The sequence below is a fragment of the Endozoicomonas sp. 8E genome (assembly GCF_032883915.1).
In the GTDB taxonomy this organism is placed as follows: Bacteria; Pseudomonadota; Gammaproteobacteria; order Pseudomonadales; family Endozoicomonadaceae; genus Endozoicomonas_A.
In genome coordinates, this window is sequence record NZ_CP120717.1 from 2,396,975 (window position 1) to 2,420,542 (window position 23,568).

The following is a 23,568-nucleotide window of genomic DNA, read 5'->3' on the forward strand; positions in this document are numbered from 1 at the left end:
GCCTCAGAGCTGGCTGGAAAGCCTGATTGGGGAGGCGTTTCTTTTATCATGAACGTGAACTTTTTTATCATCACCCTGTCGCCATTTGGAGAAGGCACCCAGAGTGTAGGAGTAAGGAATACTTTCTGCATGGGAGAACGACCATTTCGGCACATTGTCCCTGAAGTATTTCTCCCAGCCATTCTCGAACAGCTTCATGGTGCGGTCACGGCGTTCACGAAACTGCAGATAATGTTCGTGTCGCGTCCAGCCATGCATTGTGTTGTTTGCTTTAACACGGTTCGTGTAGGCTTCATCGTTTTCATTGAAGCGTTGAGGTGAGGCAATAGTCGTACGTTTCAGATATTCATCTTGCGTTTCACCCAAACCAATCCAGCGATTCATCTTGTCAAGACTCCGTCCCAGAGGCCCACCCAGCCATTGAGTGAGCAGCTTGTTATCGTTCATAAAGAAGTCGAAAGTGAGACTGGATGCCAGAGCGAATCCGAAGGTTTGGGCATAGGTAAACCCAGATATAAGACCATGAGCGTATGCCCCGACGGTGGCTACCGGACCCAGCACCAGACCGGCTGTGGCAGAGGCCAGCGTTTTCACTTGTTGTGCTGTCGCCCGGTGCAGCAGTGGTACCTGAACCCCTTGTCCGGAACCCATGGATTTCACTATTTCCGGCACCAGACGAGAAATGCTGCGATACATCTGAGGATTGGCGTTGTACTGTCTGGCAAACAGCATAGAGCCGGTTCTTAGCAGAATGACAGAGGAAGCGGCTTTACCCAATGGCATGGCCAGCCCGCCCACTTCAGAAATTTTTTCAATTTCGCTGTGGTAGGCATGTTGCCCGGTTCGGTCGAGATCAACACCGTAGTCTTCCAGCCAGTGCTGGAAAGGTATGAGCATTCTGTGCGTGTAATCCCCCCTGTTGGTCAGATCCAGAAGATAGAGGAACGACATGTTTGAGAGGGACAGCGCGGTAGCCTGCCCGGTGGTATGGGTCGCCAACAAGGGTTTGTAACTGGAGAAGTACCAGGTGACAGCCTGTACCAGAAAGGCTGAAGGTTTGACCCAGTAATCATTGAGCTGATACTCAACCGCTGCGGCATGAGCCTGCATCAATGTACCATGGATAGTCTTGATCAGTTCTGTTTCAGAGAGTCCGGCAGCATTGACATAAGGTGTCAGGGTATCCTGAACATTGGTCAGGAAAGCTGCCGTCCTGCGGCCATTGTCAAAGGCAATATCGTCAAGAACATAGTTGGCGATAACAGCAGCTGCGTACTCTTTCATGCCGACAACAGACTCTTTCATAGCCACCGGGCCAGTTGCAGTCACAGCAGGAAAAGCACTCAGAATGAATTTCTCAACACCCTTGTCGGACAGCAGCCGGACAGCGGCCCTGAAGTGAGTCAACTTGACGTTGTGTTTGTAGCCAAGGAAGTGTTCAAATTCATCCACTGTCTGATAACCATCAATTCCTCTGACGGCCTTTATGTAGTTCCAAAGTTCAACCTTATTGATCAGGCCTTCATGCAGCAGAGTTATGATCCTGTTAACGCTGGCAGAGTGGGTAGTGAAGTCTTCCGGGAAGGTTTTCAGGTCATCCGGTTCACGCCCGAGGAAGTGAATCGCTGATTTGCCCATGCCGAAAATTTCTTTGTCGTATTCTCGAGCCCCGGATCCCATCTCATTTCTGGCCCTTTGCACCAGCTTCTGGACTTCTTCCAGAGGGCAGCGAGGCTCGTCTTCTGAAGCGGGGTATTCCGGGAAGGTCGCCTTCATGTCCCTGAAGATTTGCACGATCCGACTGGTCTGATCAAACGTCAGTTTGTCTCCGACCAGTACCTGCAAGCGAAGCGCTGCAAATTCCTCGTCAAAATCGTAAGTCGGAAGGTTGGGTATTGCCTTACCGTTCATTACGGCTAATTCGGCCAGACCATTTGCGACTTGCAGGGCCTGTCGTTTGAGAGGGTGCTGCTGCATGAATGTTTGGATAGCGTGCAAAACTTCTGCCTGTGCCGACGTGTACTGGAAGGAACCATCGTCATTTTTGACCTCTTCCACTGCAGCCTTCGGGGCTCGTTCTTCAGTGGCTAACTCTGGATCAGGAATGTATCGGGGTTCAGCTCCCGGAGCGATTTGTCTGTCAAGCTCATTCTCAATGACGGCAATACGCTCGTTAACCTCAGGCTGACCCAACAGATCAACATCTCTATCCAGCCACCGGAGTTCTGTTTCAATGCGCTTTTCCTTTTCATCATCAAAGTGGAAATGCTTGAAGTTCTTAATGTCGAGTTGACGAGCAATTTTATCGTATCCCTCTCTCGGGAGATCTTCATCCTGACAATAGAGGTGGTAGAGGTGGTTTACTTCTTCCCTTAACGCCTGAATACTGGCTTTTAGAGCATCCTTCTGGTCATTCAGGCTGGCACCTTTTGCAAATTCTACTTTTAGAGGCAAAGCCAGTTCAGCAGCAGCCTCCCTGCCTCTTTTTATAGCAGCAGGGTTTTCACTCTTGTCGATCTTCAGCTCGTTCTCTAAAGCTTCAAGCATCCTTATCTGTTGTTTTAAGACACGCTCATCCGGATCCGGGGTTTCGACATTAATGTCAAGAAAATCTATAAGGTTCCAGACTCTTACTTTCTCTTCTTTGCTCCAGGTCATGCGTATTTTCCAAATGAAAGCTTCCACCTCACGCAGCATGTATTTTGGGATGCAGCTACGAAGCACATCCTGAACTCTGGCAAGTCTTGTTGCTTTGTTATCCTCTTTGTTGACTTCGATTTTTAATATCTCTTCCAGTGTTTCCACTATATGCAGAGCTTCCTCTTCTGCCACCTCTATGGCTTTTGTTGCGTATGACTGAATTTTCTCAGAAATGGCGTCACGACGCTGATGCACATTGTCCTCGCTGTTGTCCCCGCCCTTCAGGTCGTCCATCTTCAGGGCTTTTTCCACGGCTCTCAGTTTCATGAGTACTTCAGGCCTGACCCCGGGGTGGTCGGGTGTTCGATCTCTTTCAGCATCTGCGCTGGTGCTCTGTTGCTGAAGAGGTTGTTTGGCGATCTCAGCTTGCTGTTGTTTAATGTGTGGGTGTTGAAGTCGATGCTCGAGATCTTGTTGATGGGCCCAGGCACATTTCAGCCAAAGGTACTTCCGAATGTTATCCTGGCGGGCCTGGGGTCCATCTTTTTCATCAGGGACCAGACCGAGCTGAGCTTCAACGACAGCCAGTTTATACCGAAATACCTCATCGCTCTGACCTGCCTGTTGTTGCAGATGCGTTAGAATGAACTCAGAGCGGCCACTCAGGTCGTTTTCATCGTATGGAACAATGTCGAGCTGGCCTTCAATCGCTGCCAGCGTTTCTTTATAAGGCTGTTCCCGAAACGGTTTTGTTGCCGCCATCGAATGGTTGATCTCATACAATTTCTTGTTGAGCAGTCTGGCTTGTTCTTCCAGTGGCCGGGTATCATCCCAGTCATCAATGCCCAGTAATGCTGCGGCATGAGCGTGACGTGCTTTTGTGGTATCTGCTATGGCATTACTGACCTGTTTTTCCAGCGCCGGGATTTGATTGATATCCTGCCGAAATTTATGAACCGTGTTTTTCAACACCTGGAACGAATTACGAAGCTCTTTAAGCTCAGCCTCAAATTTCTGTCTGATCAGTTCTGCTTTCAGTTTTTCCTCACCACTGTCGGTGGCTCTTGCCGTTGTAATGCCATCTGATGTTTTGACTGCTCTGGCGAATTCGGGCACGTTTGCCAGCAGTTTTTCCTGCGTGTTAACCATCTCAAGCAACTGTCCGCTGATGTCATCCATGACTTTGGAGGAAAACTTTGTTTTTTCGCCAACACCAAAGTCATTTATCACGCCGCTGTCGTAGGGCATGAGTCTCTGAATATTCCAAATACTCTGAACAAAATTACGGTTAGTCAGAAGATTTTTAAGTACGGGTTTGAAGCTGAAGTTTTTTATCAGTTGAAACTGCACCCAGACGGGCGTGATGACTGATGCAGCGGCTCTGATGTGATCTGTTGTGAACTCAAATTCATAGGTTTTATCCGGAGCAGCACTGGTTAATGCCTGAAGAAGAGATTCATAGTAGCCAAGCTTCAACAGTTTATCATCATCAAGCCTGGCACCGTGCTGCGCAGCCAGGTCAGCAGCAAACTCCTCCAGCAGCGCCATCTGCCTGCTTCTGATGATTTGCTGGTAGTTTTTGATCCTGAATGTTTTCACCTTTGCAGGGAGTTCTTTAAATCGATACTCTTCCCGTATGCCGGAGTAGTGGCTTTCCACAAAAGCGATATCGGTTGGATTCTGTTTCTGACCACGGAAAACAATAATCTCTTCCGAAGCCTGTTCCACTTCCAGCTTTGGATAATCAGTAGGTACAGGATAAGCCAGTGTGTCATCCTCGACGTGTACAACGTAGCCAACGGGTCTATGGTATGACAACAGACTGGCCAGGGGCGCGTGTTGTACTTTTTCCCCTAGAACATGAACCTGTGTGTAGGCAGAGGTGGCTGCTGCCAGAAGCACCTCATCATTGACAAAGAGCGATTGCCCCAGGCGCTGGAGATCAGGGGGTTGATCGCCTGCAGCGATAAGACGCATAAAGGTGCGCCCTTTCACTTCAACCGGGTCTACTTCAATGGTAACGAGGTCAACATAGTCATCAGTTTCACCAAGGTTTCCTGCTCTTTTATATGCACCTTTCATTATTCCGACGAATTGTTGGGTAGTGGCAATTTTCGTTGCAGGTTCTAATGGTTGGATGTCACCTGATTGAGCACGAACAGCTTCAATTGCAGCTTGATCGGTCATTCCTTCCCTGACTTCAATGACCAGCTTACTTTCTGCAAGGTTATGGATGAACCTGAAGACGCTCTCATCACCCACTTTCAGGATTTTGGTGTATTTTTGAGCAACGCCATTGTCGTCTGTTTCAAAAATATCAACACTGTAAACGCTGCCACCAATGTCGGCAAGAACGTCCGTGAAGCCTTCGTAAATAACCTTGATGCCAGCCCTGATCTGAACCTCAATCTGGTCAAGGTAAGTGGTTGTACAGGATTTGGGTATGGGTTGCCGGTCATGACCTGAAGTTGGCTGAACCATGACCTCAGTCTGGGTAAACTCTGTTTGTCCATTGCCCGGAATATCAATAGATCTTGTCAGCAGCCTGCGATCGGCCAGTGCCTGTGTACTCATGATGGAAGCGCTGATTGCAAAGGCCACTGCAAGGCTCAATGCATTGGGACAGGCATTTATCATTCTACTGCCTCAGAGCTGGCTGGAAAGCCTGATTGGGGAGGCGTTTTTTTTATCATGAACTTGAACTTTTTTATCATCGCCTTGTCGCCACTTGGAGAAAGCTCCCAAAGTGTAGAAGTAAGGGATACTTTCCGCATGGGAAAACGACCATTTAGGCACATTTTCCCTGAAGTATTTCTCCCAGCTATTCTCAAATAGTTTCATGGTGCGATCACGGCGTTCACGAAATTGCAGATAATTTTCATGTCGCGTCCAGCCATACATTGTGTTGTTTGCTTTAACACGGCTTGAGTAGTCTTCATCGTTTTCACTGAAACGTTGAGGTGTGGCAATAGTCGTACGTTTCAGATATTCATCTTGTGTTTCACCCGCACCCATCCAGCGATTAATCCTGTCAAGACTGCGACCCAGAGGCCCACCCAGCCATTGAGTGAGCAGCTTGTTGTCGTTCATAAAGAAGTCGAAAGTGAGACTGGATGCCAGAGCGAATCCGAAGGTTTGAGCATAGGTAAACCCAGATATAAGACCATGAGCGTATGTCCCGACGGTGGCTACCGGACCCAGCACCAGACCGGCTGTGGCAGAGGCCAGAGTTTTCACGTTTTGTGGTGTCATCCTGTGCAGCAGTGGTACCTGAACCCCTTGTCCGGAACCCATTGATTTGACTATTTCGGGCACCAGACGGGCAATGCTGCGATAAATATGGGGGTTGGCGTTGTACTGTCGGGCAAACAGCATGGAGCCGGTTCTCAGCAAAGTGACGGAGGAAGCGGCTTTACCCAATGGCATGGCCAGCCCGCCCACTTCAGAAACGCTTTCAATTCCGCCGTGGTAGGCATATTGCCCGGTTCGGTCAGGATCAACACCAAAGCGTTCCAGCCAGTGCTGGAAAGGTGTGAGCATCCGGTGCAGGTAATCACCCCGGTTGGTCAAATCCAGAAGATAGAGGAATGACATGTTCAAGAGAGACTGCTCAGCAGCCTGCAGTTTAGTGTGGGTCGTCAGCAGAGGTTTGTAGCTGGAGTAGTACCAGGTGACAGCCTGTACCAGAAAGGCTGAAGGCTTGAGCCAGTAGTCATTGAGCTGATTCTCAACCACTGCGGCATGAGCCTGCATCAATGTGCCATGGATAACCTTGATCAGTTCTGATTCAGAGAGTCCGGCCGCATTGGCATAAGGTGTCAGGGTATCCTGAACGTTGGCCAGAAATGCTGCCGTCCTGCGGCCACTGTCAAAGGCAATATCGTCAAGAAAATAGTTGGCGATGACAGCAACTGCGTACTCTTTCATGCCGGCAACCGACTCTTTCATAGCTGACGGGGCAGTCGCAGTCGCTGACACTGCTGTAAAGGCACTCTGTATGAATTCCTCAGCAGCTTTGTCTGACAGCATCCGGACAACGGCTTTGAAGTGAGGCACATTGACGCCGTTTCTATAGCCAAGAAAGTGCTCAAATTCATCCACTGTCTGATAACCATGGACATCTCTGACGGCTTTCATATAGTTCTCAAGTTCAATCTTGCTGATCAGTCCTTCACGCAGCAAGGTTATGATTTTGTTACCACTGACAGAATGGGTAGCGAAGTATTCCGAGAAGCCTTTCAGGTCCACTGATTCATGCTCAACAAAGTGAATGGCTTTCTTGCCCATTCTGCGAATTTCGTCGTTGTATTGTGGAGCCCCGGTTTTTATCTCATTCCTGGCTCTGTGTGCCAGATTCTGGACTTCTTCAATGACATTCTGAGGTTGATCTTCTGTAGGCTCGAAAGGGGTGGGCGGAGAGCTGGTCTTCAGGTTCTTGAAGACTTCCACAATCCGGCTGGCCTGGTTAAATGTCAGATCATCCCCGACCAGCGCCCGCAAGCGAATCGGCGCAAATTCATCGTTAAAATCGAAAGCCGTAAGGCAGGGTATTGTCTTACCCTTGTTCACCGCTGATTCTGCCAGACCCAGTGCGGCATCCAGAGCCTGTTGCTTGAGAGAGTGATGCTGTTTGAAGGTGTCACTATCGGTCAGAACTTTTACCGGTCTTGGCATGCGCTGGAAGGGACCACCATCATTTTCGATGGCTTCTTCGGCAGCCTTCAGGACTTCCATCCTTCTCTCAGTGTCTGCTTGCCTGGCTTCAATCTCACCTTCCAGACGATTCTGTTCCTGAATCAGTTGCTGGGTCTTGCCGCCAGTACCATCATGACCGCCCAGTTGTACCTGTTTGTTTCTCAGGGCATTAACCCGTTGTTTATTGGTGTCAGCAGGATCTGGTTTAAGACCCAGAGCTTTTTCAGCAGCACCAGGAATAGCTTCCTGATTCGCCAGAGCCTTTTTCGCTATTGATACAGCTTCACTTTTCTGATCCAGAACTAAATCCAGCATAGCTATTTCGTTCTTATATTCGGTTTTAGCAATCTCATCGGTGTTTCCAGAATTGATAAACGCCTTCTTTTCATGATCCAGAATCTCTCGTACAACAGCCTCTTCCTGCAGAGCACAGGCCTCTGGCGCGCTTTTCCTGTCGTGCTCACGCAGGAAATTTGTGACCTGATTGTACTTTTTTCTGGTCAAAGGCAGTTCATCATCAACTGCGTGGGCTGCGTCCCGATCATGAGTTTTTATATAGGCTTTATTGGCAGTAAGGTATTCAGCTTCTTCCAATAAACCGTGCTCACCTGTTATTTGGATGTTCAGAACTTTTGTGGCTTTCTCAATGACCTCATCCCGCTTTTCTGCACTGCATCCCCGCAGGAAGTGTTCGATGTCGTTGACTCGCTCGCTGAGGGTTTGTTCATCACCTGTAGCCAGACCCCATTCGGTCTGAATTTGTTTCATTGCCTGATTGAGGGATGTCTCGTCTTCATCCGGGACAGGTTGGAGGTGAGTTCGGCTCTGCCCGGATACCCATTGTCTGCGACCAATAACATCCAGCTTTTGACGAGTAGCCTCCGGCTCACTTTCAGTTTCTTGCAGTGCCTGCCTGGCTACAGCCAGCTCACGATCAAGAGCGTACCGGGGTTTTGCTCCCAGGGGAGCCATTTGTCTGTCAAGTTCATCCTCAATGGCTTCGATACGCCCATTAACATCAAGCTGGCCCGCTTTGTATATTTCAGTACCGATCCGCATGAGTTTATCTCTAAGTATAAGGATCTGGTCGTCAATAGCGGCATCATCCTGATAGCCCTCAATATTGAGTTGATGGGCTATTTCATTGTTTCTGTCTCTTTTGACACTTTCATCTCCATAGGTTTCCAAAACTTCACCCAATAATGCCCAAGCCACGACTACCAGAACACGCTGCTTCTCAGACAGGCTGAAATCGTTTTCAAACTCTACCTGCAGATCATTGGCCAGTTTAGTAGTAAAAGCCTCGCTTTTTTCTATAGCGGCAACGCTTCTACGAGGGTCGATCTCCAGCTCCCATTCTACATTCGTAAGATAATGTGACTGTAATTCGTTGACTCGCTCTTCCGATACCTCGACAAGAGATTGTAGGCGCGGATGAATCAATTTGAGTCTCAAATCCCTTCCTCTCTGATCATCCCGAGTTGTGCCGAAATCCCCCCAGAGGATCTTGTCCATCTCATCCAGTTCGTAAGCTGAGATATCATCGCCATCAAGCCTTTTATGAACCCTCTCAAGTCTTGCTGCTTTGTCATCACCTTCATTGATGTTGATATTGAATAATTTTTCCGAGACTTCCAGTACGATCAGGGCGTCTTCCTCCAGGAGCTCTCTGGCTTCTATGATGTATTTCTGCATGCCTTCGGAGATGATCTGGCGATGAAGATACACGTCGTCCTCATCACTGAGGTGGTCGTCCTTCAGGACTCTTTCCACTTTTTTCAGAGTACTGAGTATTTCTGGTGTGGTTTTGGGAGCCAGTGTTCGATCCATTATTTCTTTCAGCCTTGTAAGCTCGTAGAGCGTCATATTTATTGCCAGTTCCATGGCGTCGAGCTCTTCGGCTGTGGTGTTATCATTCAGCTCAACACCAAGAGTAGCTACCAGAACATCTTCATCGCCAGAGTTATAGATGTTGCGATGATCACTGCTTCTCTGAACCCTCTGATGCGGCTGTTCCTGCTGAACATTCATTGTCTCAAGTTGCTGACGCAGACGTACTTTTTCATCATTCATCGTGTTGATTTTTTGAATCAGGTTTTCATGTTGAACGAAAACATCTGCATCCTTGTCAAAATCCTGAATGTGTAAACGTACGGCAATCGTCGTATGCTTGGATTTGATTTCAGCTTCTCTTGTAGTATCTGTTCTGAAGCTTCGTTGCTGAAAATGTTGTCGGTCGACCTGAGCTTCCTCCTCCCCGGGGTGTTGCTCAATGGCTTGGTGAGGGGCTTCCAGATCAGCTTCGTTGATGATGTCCTGACTGACCCGTCCAACGACAGGTAGTTCCTCCACTGCGGATGATTCTGCCGTTTCTTGCAGATACTCTTGAATGGACTTAAAGCGCTCAAACAGATTATTTTCATTGACCGGAGTAATACCGAGCTGGTCTTCAATGTTGGCCAGCTTTGCTTTTATGGCTTCTGTATCTGACTGCCCCCCTGTCACTCTTGTCGCAGGTGTCGATATCACTGCCAGCAGCAATTCATAAAATTCTTTTATGTTGACTCTGGCTTTTTCTCCGACTGTTCTGGCTTCATCGACTTGTTGTTTCAGGCATGTAACTTGACTGACTTCACGGCGAATCATCTCATTCTGATTTTCCAGATATTTCAGCCGTATACTGAGCAGTTCAAGCCTGTCATCAAAAAGTTGCTTCTCTCTCAGCTTTTCCTTATCACTATAAGCAGCAATAGCCTTTGTTTCTTCGACTTGTTCATTTGCGCGAAGTAATTTTTCGTTTAGCTCGCCGAGTTTAGCCTCTTTTGCCCGCAGCTTTGCCAGATTGTTGTAAAACTCAAGCAGCTGTCTGGTCATCATATCTTTCATGACTTTGGAAGCAAACTTTTCGTCTTCCCCGGAAGTATCGGTCTGCGCCTGATTGATATTGCTGATAGCGGGTATCTCATTATGAATATTCTGAATAAAGTGCGCGTTAATCAGGAGGTTTCTAAATCCGCTTTGGAAACAGAAGTTTTTCACCAGTTGATTATGCATCCAGGTCGGTGTGATGACTGACGAAACGATTCTGATGTGTTCCAGCGTGAACTCAAATTCGTCTGTTCCATATGCTCTATTTGTAATTACCGTGTTCAATGCCTGTTGCAGAGATTCATAATATAAAAGCGCAATCGTCGACATTTTTTCTTCAATTGAAATGGTCGTCGGTTTATCCGTGTTAACGCCGGACTCGAGCCGCGCGATAAAATTCTCCAGCAGTTCCATCTGCCTGCTTCGAATGATGTAAAGGTAGCTTTTGAACTTGTATTTTTTAACTTGTGTTGTTAATGCCGGGGCGGGGCTATTACCCTTAATTTCTAACCAGTGTTTATGGAAGCTTTCTATAAAAGCAATATCATGGGGATTCTGTATCTGACCATAGAAAACAATAATCTCTCCCGGAGCTTCCTTTACTTTCAGCATTGGATAACCCACAGGCACAGGATAAACCCGTTTGTCATCCTCTATATTTACAACATATCCGACGGGTTTGCTGTATGCCAATAGTTCATTAAGAGCCTGCTGTTGTATATCTTCTCCCAGGATATGAACCTGAATATAGGCAGAGGTGGCTGCTGCCAGCAGGGCCTCATCATTGATAAAGAGTGATTGACCCAGACGTTGCAGTTCAGGGGGCTGTTCACTCGAAGCGATAAGGCTCATGAAGGTACGTCCATTCACTTCAACTTTTTCTATTTCAATGGTGGCGAGGGCAACATAGTGATCAATTGTTCCTAGGCTTCCTGCCCTGTTACCGGCAGCTTTCAGCACTCCAGCCAGTTGTCGGGGGCTGGCGATTTTCGTTAACGGTTCCAGTGACTGGATGCCAACTAATTGATCACGAACAGCCGCAACTGAATCCTGATCGGTCATTCCGCCTCTGACTTCAATGACCAGTTCTTTTTCTTCAAGGTTATGAGTGAATCTGAAGACGCCCTCATCTCCCATCTTCAGGACTTTGGTGTATTTTACAGCGACGTCCTTCTCACCTGTTTCAAACAGCTCAACACTGGAAATGCCACCATCAACATCAGCAAGAGCATCAGTAAAGCCCTTGGTATGAGCGAAAGAACCCACTTTGACTGTCTGATCAGGGTAGGTGGTTGTAAAGGAGTTGGGTACTGGCTGCTGGTCATCACCTAACGTTGGCTGAACTGTGACTTCACTCTGGGTAAATTCCACTTGTCCACTGCAACGAAAATCGATAGATTTTGTCTGCAGTTTGCGATCTGTCAAAGCCTGTGTGCCAATGATGGAAGAGCTGATTGCAACGGCCACCGCAAGGCGTAATGCATTCGGGCGAGCATTTGTCATTCTACTACCTCAGAGCTGAGTACTTTTATGACTATGAAAAGCGATGGCCACACCCGGCGGGAAGCAGCTTTTAATTACTTATAGCTGTCTTTGGGTCATGGTTGCAGATAGAAATCCTGATTGAGAGGGATTGCTCTTATCATGACTGTGAACTTTCTGATCACCGCCCTGTTGTAACTTATATAAGGCACCCAGAGTGTAGGAGTAAGGAATACTCTCTGCATGGGAAAACGACCATTTAGGCACATTTTCCCTGAAGTATTTCTCCCAGCCATTCTCAAATAGTTTCATGGTGCGATCACGGCGTTCACGGAACTGCAGATAATGTTCGTGTCGAGTCCAACCATACATTGTGCTGTTTGCTTTAACACGGCTTGAGTACTCTTCATCGTTTTCACTGAAACGTTGAGGTGTGACAATAGTCGTACGTTTCAGATATTCATCTTGCGTTTCACCCACACCAATCCAGCGATTCATCTTGTCAAGACTGCGACCCAGAGGGCCACCCAACCATTGAGTAAGCAGCTTGTTGTCGTTCATAAAGAAGTCAAAAGTGAGACTGGATGCCAGAGCGAATCCGAAGGTTTGAGCGTAGGTAAACCCGGATATAAAACCGTGGGCGTATGCTCCGACAGTGGCTACTGGACCCAGCACGAGGCCGGCTGTGGCAGAGGCCAGAGTTTTCACTTTTTGTGGCGTCACCCTGTGCAGCAGCGGTACCTGAACCCCTTGTCCGGAACCCATGGATTTTACTATTTCGGGCACCAGACGGGAAATGCTGCGGTACATCTGAGGATTGGCGTTGTACTGTCTGGCAAACAACATGGAGCCGGTTCTGAGTAGAATGACTGCAGAAGCGGCCTTGCCCAATGGCATGGTCAGCCCGCCCACTTCAGAGATTTGTTCAATGCCACTGTGGTAGACATATTGCCCGGTCCGGTCAGGATCATCACCGCAGAGTTCCAGCCAGTACTGGAAAGGTACGAGCATTCTGTGCAGGTAATCCCCCCTGTTGGTCAGATCCAGAAGATAGAGAAACGCCATGTTTGACAGGGACAGATCGGCAGCCTGCCAGGCGCCATGGGTCACCAGCAGGGGTTTGTAACTGGTGTAGTACCAGGTGACAGCCTGTACCAGGAAGGCTGAAGGTTTGATCCAGAGATCATTGAGCTGGTGCTCAACCGCTGCGCTATGAGCCTGCATCAATGTGTTATGGATAGCCTTGATCAGGTCTGATTCAGACAGGCCGACAGCATTGGCGTAAGGTGTCAGGGCATCCTGGAGATTGGTCAGGAAGGCTGCTGTCCTGCGGCCATTATCAAAGGCAATATCATCAAGAACATAGTTGGCGATGACAGCGGCAGCGTACTCTTTCATGCCGTCAACAGACTCTTTCATACCAGCCGGGCCAGATGCAGTGACGGTCACGGGAGTAAAGGCACTTTGCATGAATTCCTCAACATCCTTCTCGGCAAGCATCCGGACATCGGCTTTGAAGTGAGGCACATTGACCCCGTGTTTGTAGCCAAGAAAGTGTTCAAACTCAGCTATTGTCTGATGACCATCGTCGTCTCTGACGGCCTTCATGTAGCTCTCAAGTTCAACCTTGCTGATCAATCCTTCACTCAGCAGAGTTATGATCTTGTTACCAGCGGCAGAATGGCTGGCGAAGTATTCCGGGAAGCCTTTCAGGTCCTCTGTCTCATATTCGACGAAGTGAATGGCTGTTTTGCCCATGCTGCGAATGGCGTCGTCGTATTCTTGAGCCCCGGTTTGCAGCTCACCCCTGACCCCGTTCACCAGCAGCTGAAGTTCTGCCAGGGCAATCATAGGCATATATTTTATCTGCCCGAGAGGCAGGTGCGCGTCGTTCGTCATCAGGCTCTTGAAGACTTTCACTATCCGACTGGCCTGGACAAACGTCAGGCCGTCTCCGACCATTGCCCTCAGGCGAATCGGTGCAAATTCATTGTCAAAATCAAAATCCACAAGCGAGGGTCTTGCCTTACCGTTTTCCAGGGCTAATTCTGTCAGACCTATTGCGGCTTCCAGAGCTTGTTTATTGACAGAGCGATGTTTCATGTAGTTTTGCATATCGCTCAGAAGTTTTACCTGCTTCGGCGTGTACTGGAAGGGGCCGCCGTCATTTTCGACGGCTTTCTCTGCAGTCTTCAGGACCTCCTTCATTCTTTCAATGTCGACTTTCCTGTTTGCTATCACAGCTGTCAGTTGGGCCTTTTCCCGATTCAGTTGCTGGATCTTGCCACCAGTTCCATCATGTCCGCCCAGTTGTACCTGTCTGTTTCTCAGGGCATTAATCCGGTCTTCACAGGTCTGAGTAGAGTCAGGTTTAAGCCCCTCAGCTTCTTCAGTGGCATCAAGAGCCGCTACCACTTGTTTGTCACTAATAGCATTCAGTTTTTGATTAGCAGTCTTGAGCTCACTTTCAGCTTTTAGTATTGCCTGTCTGGCCCGGGCCACCTCACGATCAAGAACGTATCGGGGCCTGGGCCCCAGACGAGCGATTTGCCGGTCAAGCTCATTCTCGATGGCTGCAATACGCTCATTAACGTCAGGCTGACCGGCATTGAAAACTTCTTTATCCAGCTTTTGGAGTTTTTTTCCAATCAGACGGTTCTGGTCGTCGATAGTGGCGTCTTCTTCATAATCGCGGATGTTGAGTTGATGAGCTATTTCATTGTTCCAGGCTCTTCTGGCAGCTTCATCATCATAGAGTGCCGCTACTTTTTCGATTAATTCCTGAATTTTGGTTCTCAGGGTAGCCTTCTGATCAGACAGGTCGTCATCCTGATCAAAGGCGACATCAAGCTCTTTGGCCAGTTTGACAGTGACAGCCTTGCCTCTTTCTTTAGCCGCATCGTTGTCATCAGGGTAGATGCTCAGCTCGTTCTCTATAGCTCCAAGCAAACTTGTCTGTTGTTTTCTGATTTGCATATCCAGGTACGAATCGTCGATTTTATAGTTGAGAATCGCACGAATCTTCGTGAGTTTGAGACTGCTCTCGTCCAGAGCTGTGCTGTCTTCTTTACAGAGGGTTTGATGTATCTGATCCAGGGTATTTTCATAGCTATCATCGCCGTCAAGTGTTGTATAAATCCGGGCAAGTCTTGCTGCTTTGTCATTCTCTTTATTGAATTTGATGTTGAGTGTTTTTTCTGAGGCTTCCAGCCGATCGGTCTGTTGTTCAGTGGCTTGCTTATTCGGGTCAGGGGCTTCGAGTTTATAGTGATGAAGGTGAGCAAGAAGGCTTAAGGGTTTGGGAACATTTCCGTGCAGAATTGTGCTGCCACGGAACCACCCATAGAACCACCCCCAGGCCCACGAGATTTCACTTATCTCATTCTCTATCTTATCCAGTATCTTATCTGAGAGAAGATCACTGTTAAGTATTATAAAAACTCTGTTGAGTCTTGTTGTTTTGTCATCCTCTTCGCTGACTTTGACGTGGAGTTCTTTTTCTACGACTTCCAGTATGTCCAGGGCCACTACCTGAGCCAGCCGTCTGGCATTTCTGATGTATTCCTGTATGCCTTTAGAAATGTCCTGGCGACGGAGATACACATCGTCGTCTTGATCAAGGTCACCCCGGTGAAGGGCTTTTTCTACGGCACTCAGCTTCTCAAGTACTTCAGGCCAGGCTTTGGGGTGGCCTGGTGTTCTGATGTCTTCCAGTTCTCCTTCAAGTGCCTTGAGCCTGAAGTGTTTGCTATATAACATTGCTTCCAGGGCATTGTCATCGGGCGTACCTGGTGGGCTGTATTCACTCAGCTCAGTACCAAGAATCGTAGTGAGAGCACTGGTTTTGACCCTGGTGTACGAATCCTCGGCAAACTCTTGATCGTACATTGTCTGAACTTCCTGAAGCAGGCGTTGCTTTTGAGCATTCAACGTATTGATTTCTTCAAGCAGGCTTTCTTGCTGAGCGTCAACATCTGCATTGCTATCAAAATTTTCAATGTTTAGATGTGCGGCAATGGTTGCATAGCGGGCTTTGATTTTTGCCTGCAGCTCTGCCTCCGTGTTTTCCAACTCAAGGTCCTTACGGACCATGTTAGCAATGACTTTTTTAACAAAGTTTGTGTCTTCGACAAGAGCAAAGCCCCTCATCAGCAGTTCGTTGAGAATGTCTGTTCCTCTTTGAACATTGAGAAAAAAATGCCGACTGTTCAGAAGCTCTCTGAGTACGGGTTTAAAGCTGAAGGTTTTTTCGAGTTGAACCAGCAACCAGCCCGGCGTGATGATCGATGTCGTGACTTCGATCTGTCCTGCTGTCAATTCAAATTCATCGGTTGCATCCTGGCTGGCAATGGTTAATAACTGCTGTATAGATTCATAGTATGCAAGTATCGCAAGTTTATCCTGGTCCAGTTCAGCATCCTGTTGTGTAGCTAAATTGTCAGCAAACTCCTCCAGCAGCGCCATCTGCGTACTTCGAATGACGTACTGGTAGCTTTTGACCTTGTCTTTTTTAACCCGTGCAATCTTGTCATTATCATTAGCGTCAAATTGTTCACAGAGGTTATAGAGACATTCCACAAAAGCGATATCAGCCGGATTCTGCTTCTGACCAAGGAAAACAATCCTGTCCGCCGTAGCTTCAGTCACCTCCAGTTTTAGATAACCCTCAGGCACAGAGTATACCTGTGTGTTGTCCTCGGCGTGGACAACATAGCCGACGGGCTGATGGTATGACAGCAAATCCTCCAGAATATCCTGTTGTAAATGTTCCCCAAGTATATGAACCTGGGTGTAGGCAGAGGTGGCCGCAGCTAAAAGAACCTCATCATTAACAAAGAGGGTTTGCCCCAGACGCTGCAGTTCGGGAGGTTGATCGCCTGCAGCGATAAGACGCATGAAGGTGCGCCCGTTGACTTCAAATTCGTCTACTTCAATGGTGATCAGGTCAACATAGTGATCAGCCTCGCCAAGGTTGCCTGCTCTTTCGTACGCACCCTTCAGCACTCCGGCCAGATGTGAGGGACTGGCGATTTTTGTTAAAGGTTCCAATGATGGGTGGTCATCTGATTGGGCACGAACAGCCGTAATTGAATCCTGATGGGTCATTCCCTCCCTGACCTCAATGACCAGTTTCTCTTCTGCCAGGTTATGGGTGAACCTGAAGACTCCCTCATCACCGACCTTCAGGACTTTGGTGTATTTCTGAGCAGCGTTGTTGTTGTCTGTTGTAAACAGGTCAACGCTGGAAACGCCACCGCTGATGCCTGAGAGAACATCTGTGAAGCCTTCGGAAGGAACCTTATAGCCCCCTCTGATCTGAGTCTGATCAGGGTAGGTGGTTGTAAAGGATTTGAGTAATGGCTGCTGGTCATGACCTAAAGTCGGCTTAACGATGACCTCGCTCTGGACGAACTCCACCTGTTCATTGCCCCGAATATCGATAGATTTTATCTGCAGCCTGCGATCGGCCAATGCGTCTGTAACAGAGATGGAAGAGCTGATTGCAGCGGCCACTGCAAGGCTTAAGGCATTGGGGCGGACTCTTGTCATTCTACTACCTCAGAGCTCAGTATTTTTATTACCACTGATAAAGTGGTGGCCATGCCGGACGGGGAAGTAGCCTTTAATTGCCCATAGCTTTCAGTGGGTCATGGTTGCAGATAGAGATCCTGATTGAAGGGCATTGCCCTTATCATGACCGTGAACTTTCTGATCATCGCCCCGCCGCAGCTCATAGAAGGCACCCAGAGTGTAGGAGTAAGGAATACTTTCTGCATGGGAAAACGACCATTTAGGTACATTTTCTCTGAAGTATTTCTCCCAGCCATTTTCGAATAGCTTCATGGTGCGATCACGGCGTTCACGGAACTGCAGATAATTTTCGTGTCGAGTCCAGCCATACATGGTGTTGTTTGCTTTAACACGGTTTGCGTAGGCTTCATCGTTTTCATTAAAGCGTTGAGGTGAGGCAATAGCCGACCGTTTCATATATTCATCGCCCGTTTCACCCACGCCCAGCCAGTGATTAATCCTGTCAAGACTACGACCCAGAGGGCCACCCAGCCATTGAGTGAGCATCTTGTTGTCGTTCATGAAAAAGTCGAAAGTGAGACTCGACGCCAGAGCGAATCCGAAGGTTTGGGCATAAGTGAATCCGGATATAAGGCCATGGGCGTATGCTCCGACCGTGGCTACCGGGCCCAGCACCAGTCCCGCTGTGGCAGAGGCCAGAGTTTTCACTTTTTGTGGTGTCACCCTGTGCAGCAGCGGCACCTGAATTCCTTGTCCGGAACTCATGGATTTGACTGTTTCCGGCAACAGACGGGAAATGCTGCGATACATTTGAGGGTTGGCGTTGTGCTGCCTGGCAAAGAGCATGGCGCCGGTTCTCAGCAGAATGACTGAAGAAGCGGCTTTGCCCAATGGCATGGCCAGTCCGCCGACTTCAGAAAGTTGTTCAATTCCGTGGTGGTAGGCATATTGCCCGGTCCGGTCAGGATCAACACCGAAGCGTTCCAGCCAGTGTTCGAAAGGTATGAGCATCCGGTGCAGATAATCACCCCGGTTGGTCAGATCCAGAAGATAGAGGAATGACATGTGCAAGAGAGACTGCTCGGCAGCCTGCACTGTGGTATGGGTCACCAGCAGAGGTTTGTAGCTGGAGTAGTACCAGGTGACGGCCTGTACCAGAAAGGCGGAAGGTTTGCCCCAGTATTTATTCAGCTGATACTCAACCGCTGCGCCATGAGCTTGCTTCAATGTGCCATGGATAGCCTTGATCAGTTCGGTTTCAGAGAGTCCGGCAGCATTGGCATAAGGTGTCAGGGTAGCCTGAACATTGGTCAGAAAGGCTGCCGTCCTGCGGCCATTGTCAAAGGCAATGTCGTCAAGAACATAGTTGGCGATGACAGCAGCGGCGTACTCTTTCATGCCGTCAACAGACTCTTTCATGCCCACCGGGCCAGTCTTGGTCAGGGTCACAGGGGTAAAGACGCTTTGCATGAATTCCTCTGCACCCTTGTCGGACAGCGTATGGACAATGCTGTTGAACAGAGGCAAATTGACACGGTGTCTGTAGAAAAGGAAGAATTCAAACTCAGCCACTCTGTGAAAATCTTCGAAACCGCCGGCCTTTATATCGATACTCCTGACGGCCTTTACGTAGTTTTCAAGTTCAATCTTGCTGATCAGACCTTCACGCAGCAGAGTTATGATCTTGTTACCACTGGCAGAATGGGCAGCCAGGTATTCCGAAAAGTCTTTCAGGTCACCTGTGTGCTCGACATTGTGAATGGCTCTTTGGCCCATGCTGTGGATTTCAGCGTCGTATTGTTGGGCCCCTTTTCCCAACTGATTCCTGATCCCGCACACAAGCGTGTGGATCTGTTCCACGATATTTACAGGCTGATCAGGGGGGGGCGGGAAGCTCTTCTTCAGGCTCTTGAAGACTTCTACAATATCACTGGCTTGATTAAAAGGCAGGTTGTCGCCAACCAGTATCCGCAAATGAATGGGTGCCAATTCATTGTCAAAATCGAAAGTCTTAAGCCAGGGTATTTCATTACCGCTCTTTACTGCCAGTTCTGCCAGGCCCAGTGCGGCTTCCAGAGCCTTGTGCCTGAGAGCGTTATGCTGCGTGAAGGCGTCTATGGCGGCAAGAAATATTGCCTGTTCCGGCGTGTACTGGAAGGGACCGCCGTCATTTTCGACGGCTGTCTCTGCCGCCTCCAGGACTTTCTTCATTGTCTTAATGTCTGCTCTCCTGGTTTTAATATCAGCTTCCAGATGGTCTCTTTCCTGAATCAGTTGCCGAATCTTGCCGCCAGTACCATCATTCCCGCCCAGTTTTACCTGCCTGCTTCTCAGGGCATCAACCCGGTCTTGAAAGGTGTCAGTAGAGTCTGGTGTAAGGCCCATGGCTTCTTCAGCGGCTTCAAGAAGCGCCTCGTGCTCCGGGTCTTGTTTTTCATTAGCTGCATTTATACTTTTCCTGTCATGCTCACGCAGGAATTCCGTGACCTGATTGTAATTTTTCCTCGCCAGTGGCAGTTCACCCAGTGCTTCCTCGGGGATATCGCTTTCGTCCAGACCCTTAATTGCCTGATTGAGGACCCTGTTGTCATCATCCGAGATATGCTGGAGGTCTGCACGGTTTCCCGCAAATACCAGGCGTTTACCACGAAGCATATTCAGTTTGTGATAAAGACCCATCAGCCCAATTTCAGCTTCTTTCAGCTCTTCCCTGGCAGTGGCTAGCTCACGATCAAGAACGAATCGGGGTTTGGGACCCAGGCGAGCCATTTGCCTGTGAAGTTCATTATCAATGTCTGCAATGCGCTCATTAACACTGGGCTGACCCGCATTGAAAACGTCTTCATCCAGCTGTTGGAGTTTCGTTTCAATCAGACTGTTCTGGTCGTCGATAGTGGCATCTTCTTTATAATCATCAATGTTGAGTTGATGAGCCACTTCATTGTTTCTGGCTCTTCTGACACCTTCATCGTCACAGGCTTCATGCAGCTCATCCATTAATGCCTGAATTTTGCCTCTCAGAGCATCCTTCTGAGCAGGCAGCTTGTCATCCTCTGCAAATGCTATCTTCAGATCACTGGCCAGTTTTGCAGCGAAAGCCTTGCCTCTTTCTTTGGCAGCAAGGTTTTCATGAGGATTGATACTCAGCTTGTTCTCTATAGCATCAAGCATACTTGCCTGTTGTTCTCTGGCTTGCTTATCCAGACACGAATCTTTGGTTTTATAGGTAAGAATTGCACCAAGCTTCTTGAGTTCGAGCTGCCTCTCGTTAAGAGCTTCGCTGTCTTTTTGCCAGAGGGTTTCATCTATCTGATCCATCGTGTCTTCAGAGGTCAAGTCTTTGTCAAGTACTTCACGAACCCAGGCAAGTCTATCTGCCAGGTCTTTCTCTTCTTCCCATGGGATGCGGAGTATTGCTTCTACTTCTTTCAGCAGATCGATCTGTTGTTTTCCGGTCGGGTTATCCGGGTCGGAGTCTTCGAACTTATGGTGAAGGTAAGCATGAAGCTTGATGCGGATGAGATCATCCCAATCCAGAGCTCTGCTTTCATAGGCCCAGAGGATACTATCTACCTCATCCAGTATCTGAGCCAGTGTGTTATCTGAGAGATCAGCGTTGTTAAGTATTTTAAAAATCCGGGTGAGTCTTGTCGTTTTGTTATCCTCTTCATTGAGGTTGATACTGAGTTCTTCTTCTACGTCTTCCAGAATCCTCTGTGCTACAAACTCTGCATGCTCTCTGGCGTCTCTGATGAATGCCTGCATGGTCTCAGAAATATACCGGCGTTGGAGATGCAGGTCTTCCTTCTGATTAATTTCTCTCATCCGCAGAGCCTTATTTACGGCATTCAGTGTTTTAATGACTTCAGGCCTGATTTTGGGGTGGCCTGGTGTTTTGATATCAGCCAGTTCTTCTTCCAGTTCTGCAAGGCTGAAGAGCCTGGTGTATACCATTTTTTCCAGAACATCGTCTTCTGGTATGCTGCCATCATCTGGCTCAATACCAAGAACCGCTGCCAGAGCCCCTTTTTTGGCCCTGGTGTAAGCATTCTCTGTATTAAGTTCAACATCCACTGTCTGAGGCTTCTTAAAAAAACTTTCTTGTTCATGAATCAGTTGTTTTTTTTGATCACGCAATGCCTTAATTTTCTGAAGCAAATGTTTTTCTTGAGTATTAATATCATCATTGCTATCAAAATCCTCAATGTTTAAATATGAGGCAATGGTTGCATAACGGGCTTTGATCGCAGCTGCTTCTTCAGGCTTTTCTGTTGTGGCCACCGCCGGATTGGTTCCATGAGTTCTTATACTGGTGAGTCTGGCTTGTTTTGCTGGTGGCGGGCTGTCATCCAGATTTCTACGGGGCTGCATCAGCTTATCTCTGATTTGCTGCTTGGTTCGTTTTACTGTCAGGGTTTGCTTATTCTTGGCAATGGCTGCTGCGGTTGCGCGATCTGATGATCTGCTTATCCCGGAGAGTTTGGCCTCTTTTTGCTGTAGCTTTTCCTGCAGGCTTTCTCTCTCGAGCAGCTTTCCGGTAAAGTCAGCAACGACTTTGGAAATAAAGCTTTCGTCTTTGCCAGGAGTATCGCTAAACATTTTGGTCATAATGGGTATAACTTCATGAATAGTCTGAACAAAATGTCGGCTAGTCAGGAAATTTCTAAGTACGGGTTTGAAGCCGAAGTATTCCATTAGTTGAAGATGGATCCAGGTTGGCGTGATAAACGACGAAGCGATTTTGACGTGAGGTACTGTCAATTCAAATTCATCTGCTCCGTCCAAAGTAGCACAGGTTAATACCTGCTGAAGATATTCATAGTATGCAAGAATCGAAAGCTTACCATCGTATTTAAACGTCGTTTGTCCAGCTTTGTTAAGTCCAGCACTGTGTTCTTCAGCCAGCTCCTCCAAGAGATCCATCTGCCTGCTTCGAATGATGTACCGGTAGCTTTCGACCTTGTCTTTTTTAACCTTTGCTGTTGCTCCAGGCGGGGGGGCATTGTTTTTAAGTTCTCTTTTCCAGATGTCAGAGAGAGCCTTCACAAAAGCGACATCAGCCGGGTTCTGCTTCTGACCACGGAAAACAATAGTCTCTCTCGTGGCCTCAGTCACTTCCAGTTTTGGATAATTCTCAGGCACAGGATAAGACTGTTTGTCATCCTCGACGTGGACAACATAGCCAACGGGTTTGTTGTGTGCCAATAGCTCATTAAGAGCCTGCTGTTGTAAATCCTCTCCCAGGACATGAACCTGGATATAAGCGGAGGCCGCTGCTGTCAGAAGAACATCGTCGTTGACAAAGAGTGATTGACCCAGGCTATGCAGTTCAGGGGGGGTATCGCCGGAAGCGATTAGACGCATGAAGGTGCGCCCATTTACTTCAACTTTTTCTACGTTAACGGTGGCAAGGGCAACATAATGATCACTTGTGCCAAGGCTTCCTGCTCTGTTGTCGGCACCTTCCAGTAAAAAAGCCAGTTGTATGGGGCTGGCGATTTTCGTTAACGGTTCTAATGATCCGAGGCCGCCCAATTGATCACGAACAGCCTTGACTGAATCCTGATCGGTCATTCCGCCTCTGACTTCAATGACCAGCTCATTTTCTTCAAGGTTATGGGTGAACCTGAAGACTCCTTCATCTCCCACCTCCAGGACTTTGGTGTATTTCTGAGCAACGTTATTCTCGTCTGTTTCAAACTGATCAACACTGTAGACGCCACCGTCAATACCAGAAAGAACCGCTGTTAAGCTTGAAGAAGGATGGACATAATCCTCACTTTCCTGAGGCTGATAAGGGTAGATGGTGGTAAAAGATTTGAGTATTGGCTGCTGGTCATGACCTATTGTTGGCTGAACTAAAATCTCACTCTGGGTGAACTCCACCGGTTCATTGCCCCTGATATCGACAGATTTTATCTGTAGCCTGCGATCGGTCAGTGTCTGTGCGGCAACGAGAGACGAGCTGATTGCAACGGCCACTGCAAGGCTTAGCGCATTGGGGTGAACATTTGTCATTCTGCTACCTGAGAGGTGAGTACTTTTACCGTGAAAAGTGATTGCCACACTAGCAGCCTGTTGGACTTAAGCGCCCGTAGCGAGGATTGCGAGAAATTGAGGATAAAAATTTCTGCTTCTGAGGAGAATAGCGGGGCTATTTGACGAAGAGGCAGGAATTTTTAGACCAATTTATCGCAACCGCAGTAGGGCAGACTTAAGTCCGACAGGCTGCTAGGCGAGGGAGCAACTTACAAACGCTCATTGCGCTCAATCGCCCATGGGTGTCAATTGCTTACTTGATTAGCTTCAAGCTCTTTGAGGTCACTGTGGGCTGAGAAAGAAAGGTGACAT

Annotated in this window: 4 protein-coding genes; all 4 read right to left on the reverse strand. The window is 48.2% G+C overall.

Translation table 11 applies throughout. The features are described 5' to 3' along the window. Positions 1-3 precede the first annotated feature (3 nt). Entirely contained in the window at positions 4-5,277 is a 5,274-nt protein-coding gene (locus P6910_RS08175) for a hypothetical protein (protein WP_317145778.1), read from the reverse strand. A 9-nt stretch (positions 5,278-5,286) separates the two neighbouring features. Next, the gene (locus P6910_RS08180; protein ID WP_317145779.1) at positions 5,287-11,706 is read right to left on the reverse strand and encodes a hypothetical protein; all 6,420 of its coding nucleotides are present in this window, start codon (positions 11,704-11,706) and stop codon (positions 5,287-5,289) included. 78 nt (positions 11,707-11,784) lie between these two features. Then, entirely contained in the window at positions 11,785-17,235 is a 5,451-nt protein-coding gene (locus tag P6910_RS08185) for a hypothetical protein (RefSeq protein ID WP_317145780.1), read from the reverse strand. A gap of 90 nt (positions 17,236-17,325) precedes the next feature. Then, entirely contained in the window at positions 17,326-23,235 is a 5,910-nt protein-coding gene (locus tag P6910_RS08190) for a hypothetical protein (RefSeq protein ID WP_317145781.1), read from the reverse strand. Positions 23,236-23,568: the final 333 nt, after the last annotated feature.

Bases quoted from the DNA above. Each gene is read 5' to 3' on its own strand.
- P6910_RS08190 (WP_317145781.1), bottom strand. From the start codon at position 23,235: ATGACAAATGTTCACCCCAATGCGCTAAGCCTTGCAGTGGCCGTTGCA.
- P6910_RS08185 (WP_317145780.1), bottom strand. From the start codon at position 17,235: ATGACAAGAGTCCGCCCCAATGCCTTAAGCCTTGCAGTGGCCGCTGCA.
- P6910_RS08180 (WP_317145779.1), bottom strand. From the start codon at position 11,706: ATGACAAATGCTCGCCCGAATGCATTACGCCTTGCGGTGGCCGTTGCA.
- P6910_RS08175 (WP_317145778.1), bottom strand. From the start codon at position 5,277: ATGATAAATGCCTGTCCCAATGCATTGAGCCTTGCAGTGGCCTTTGCA.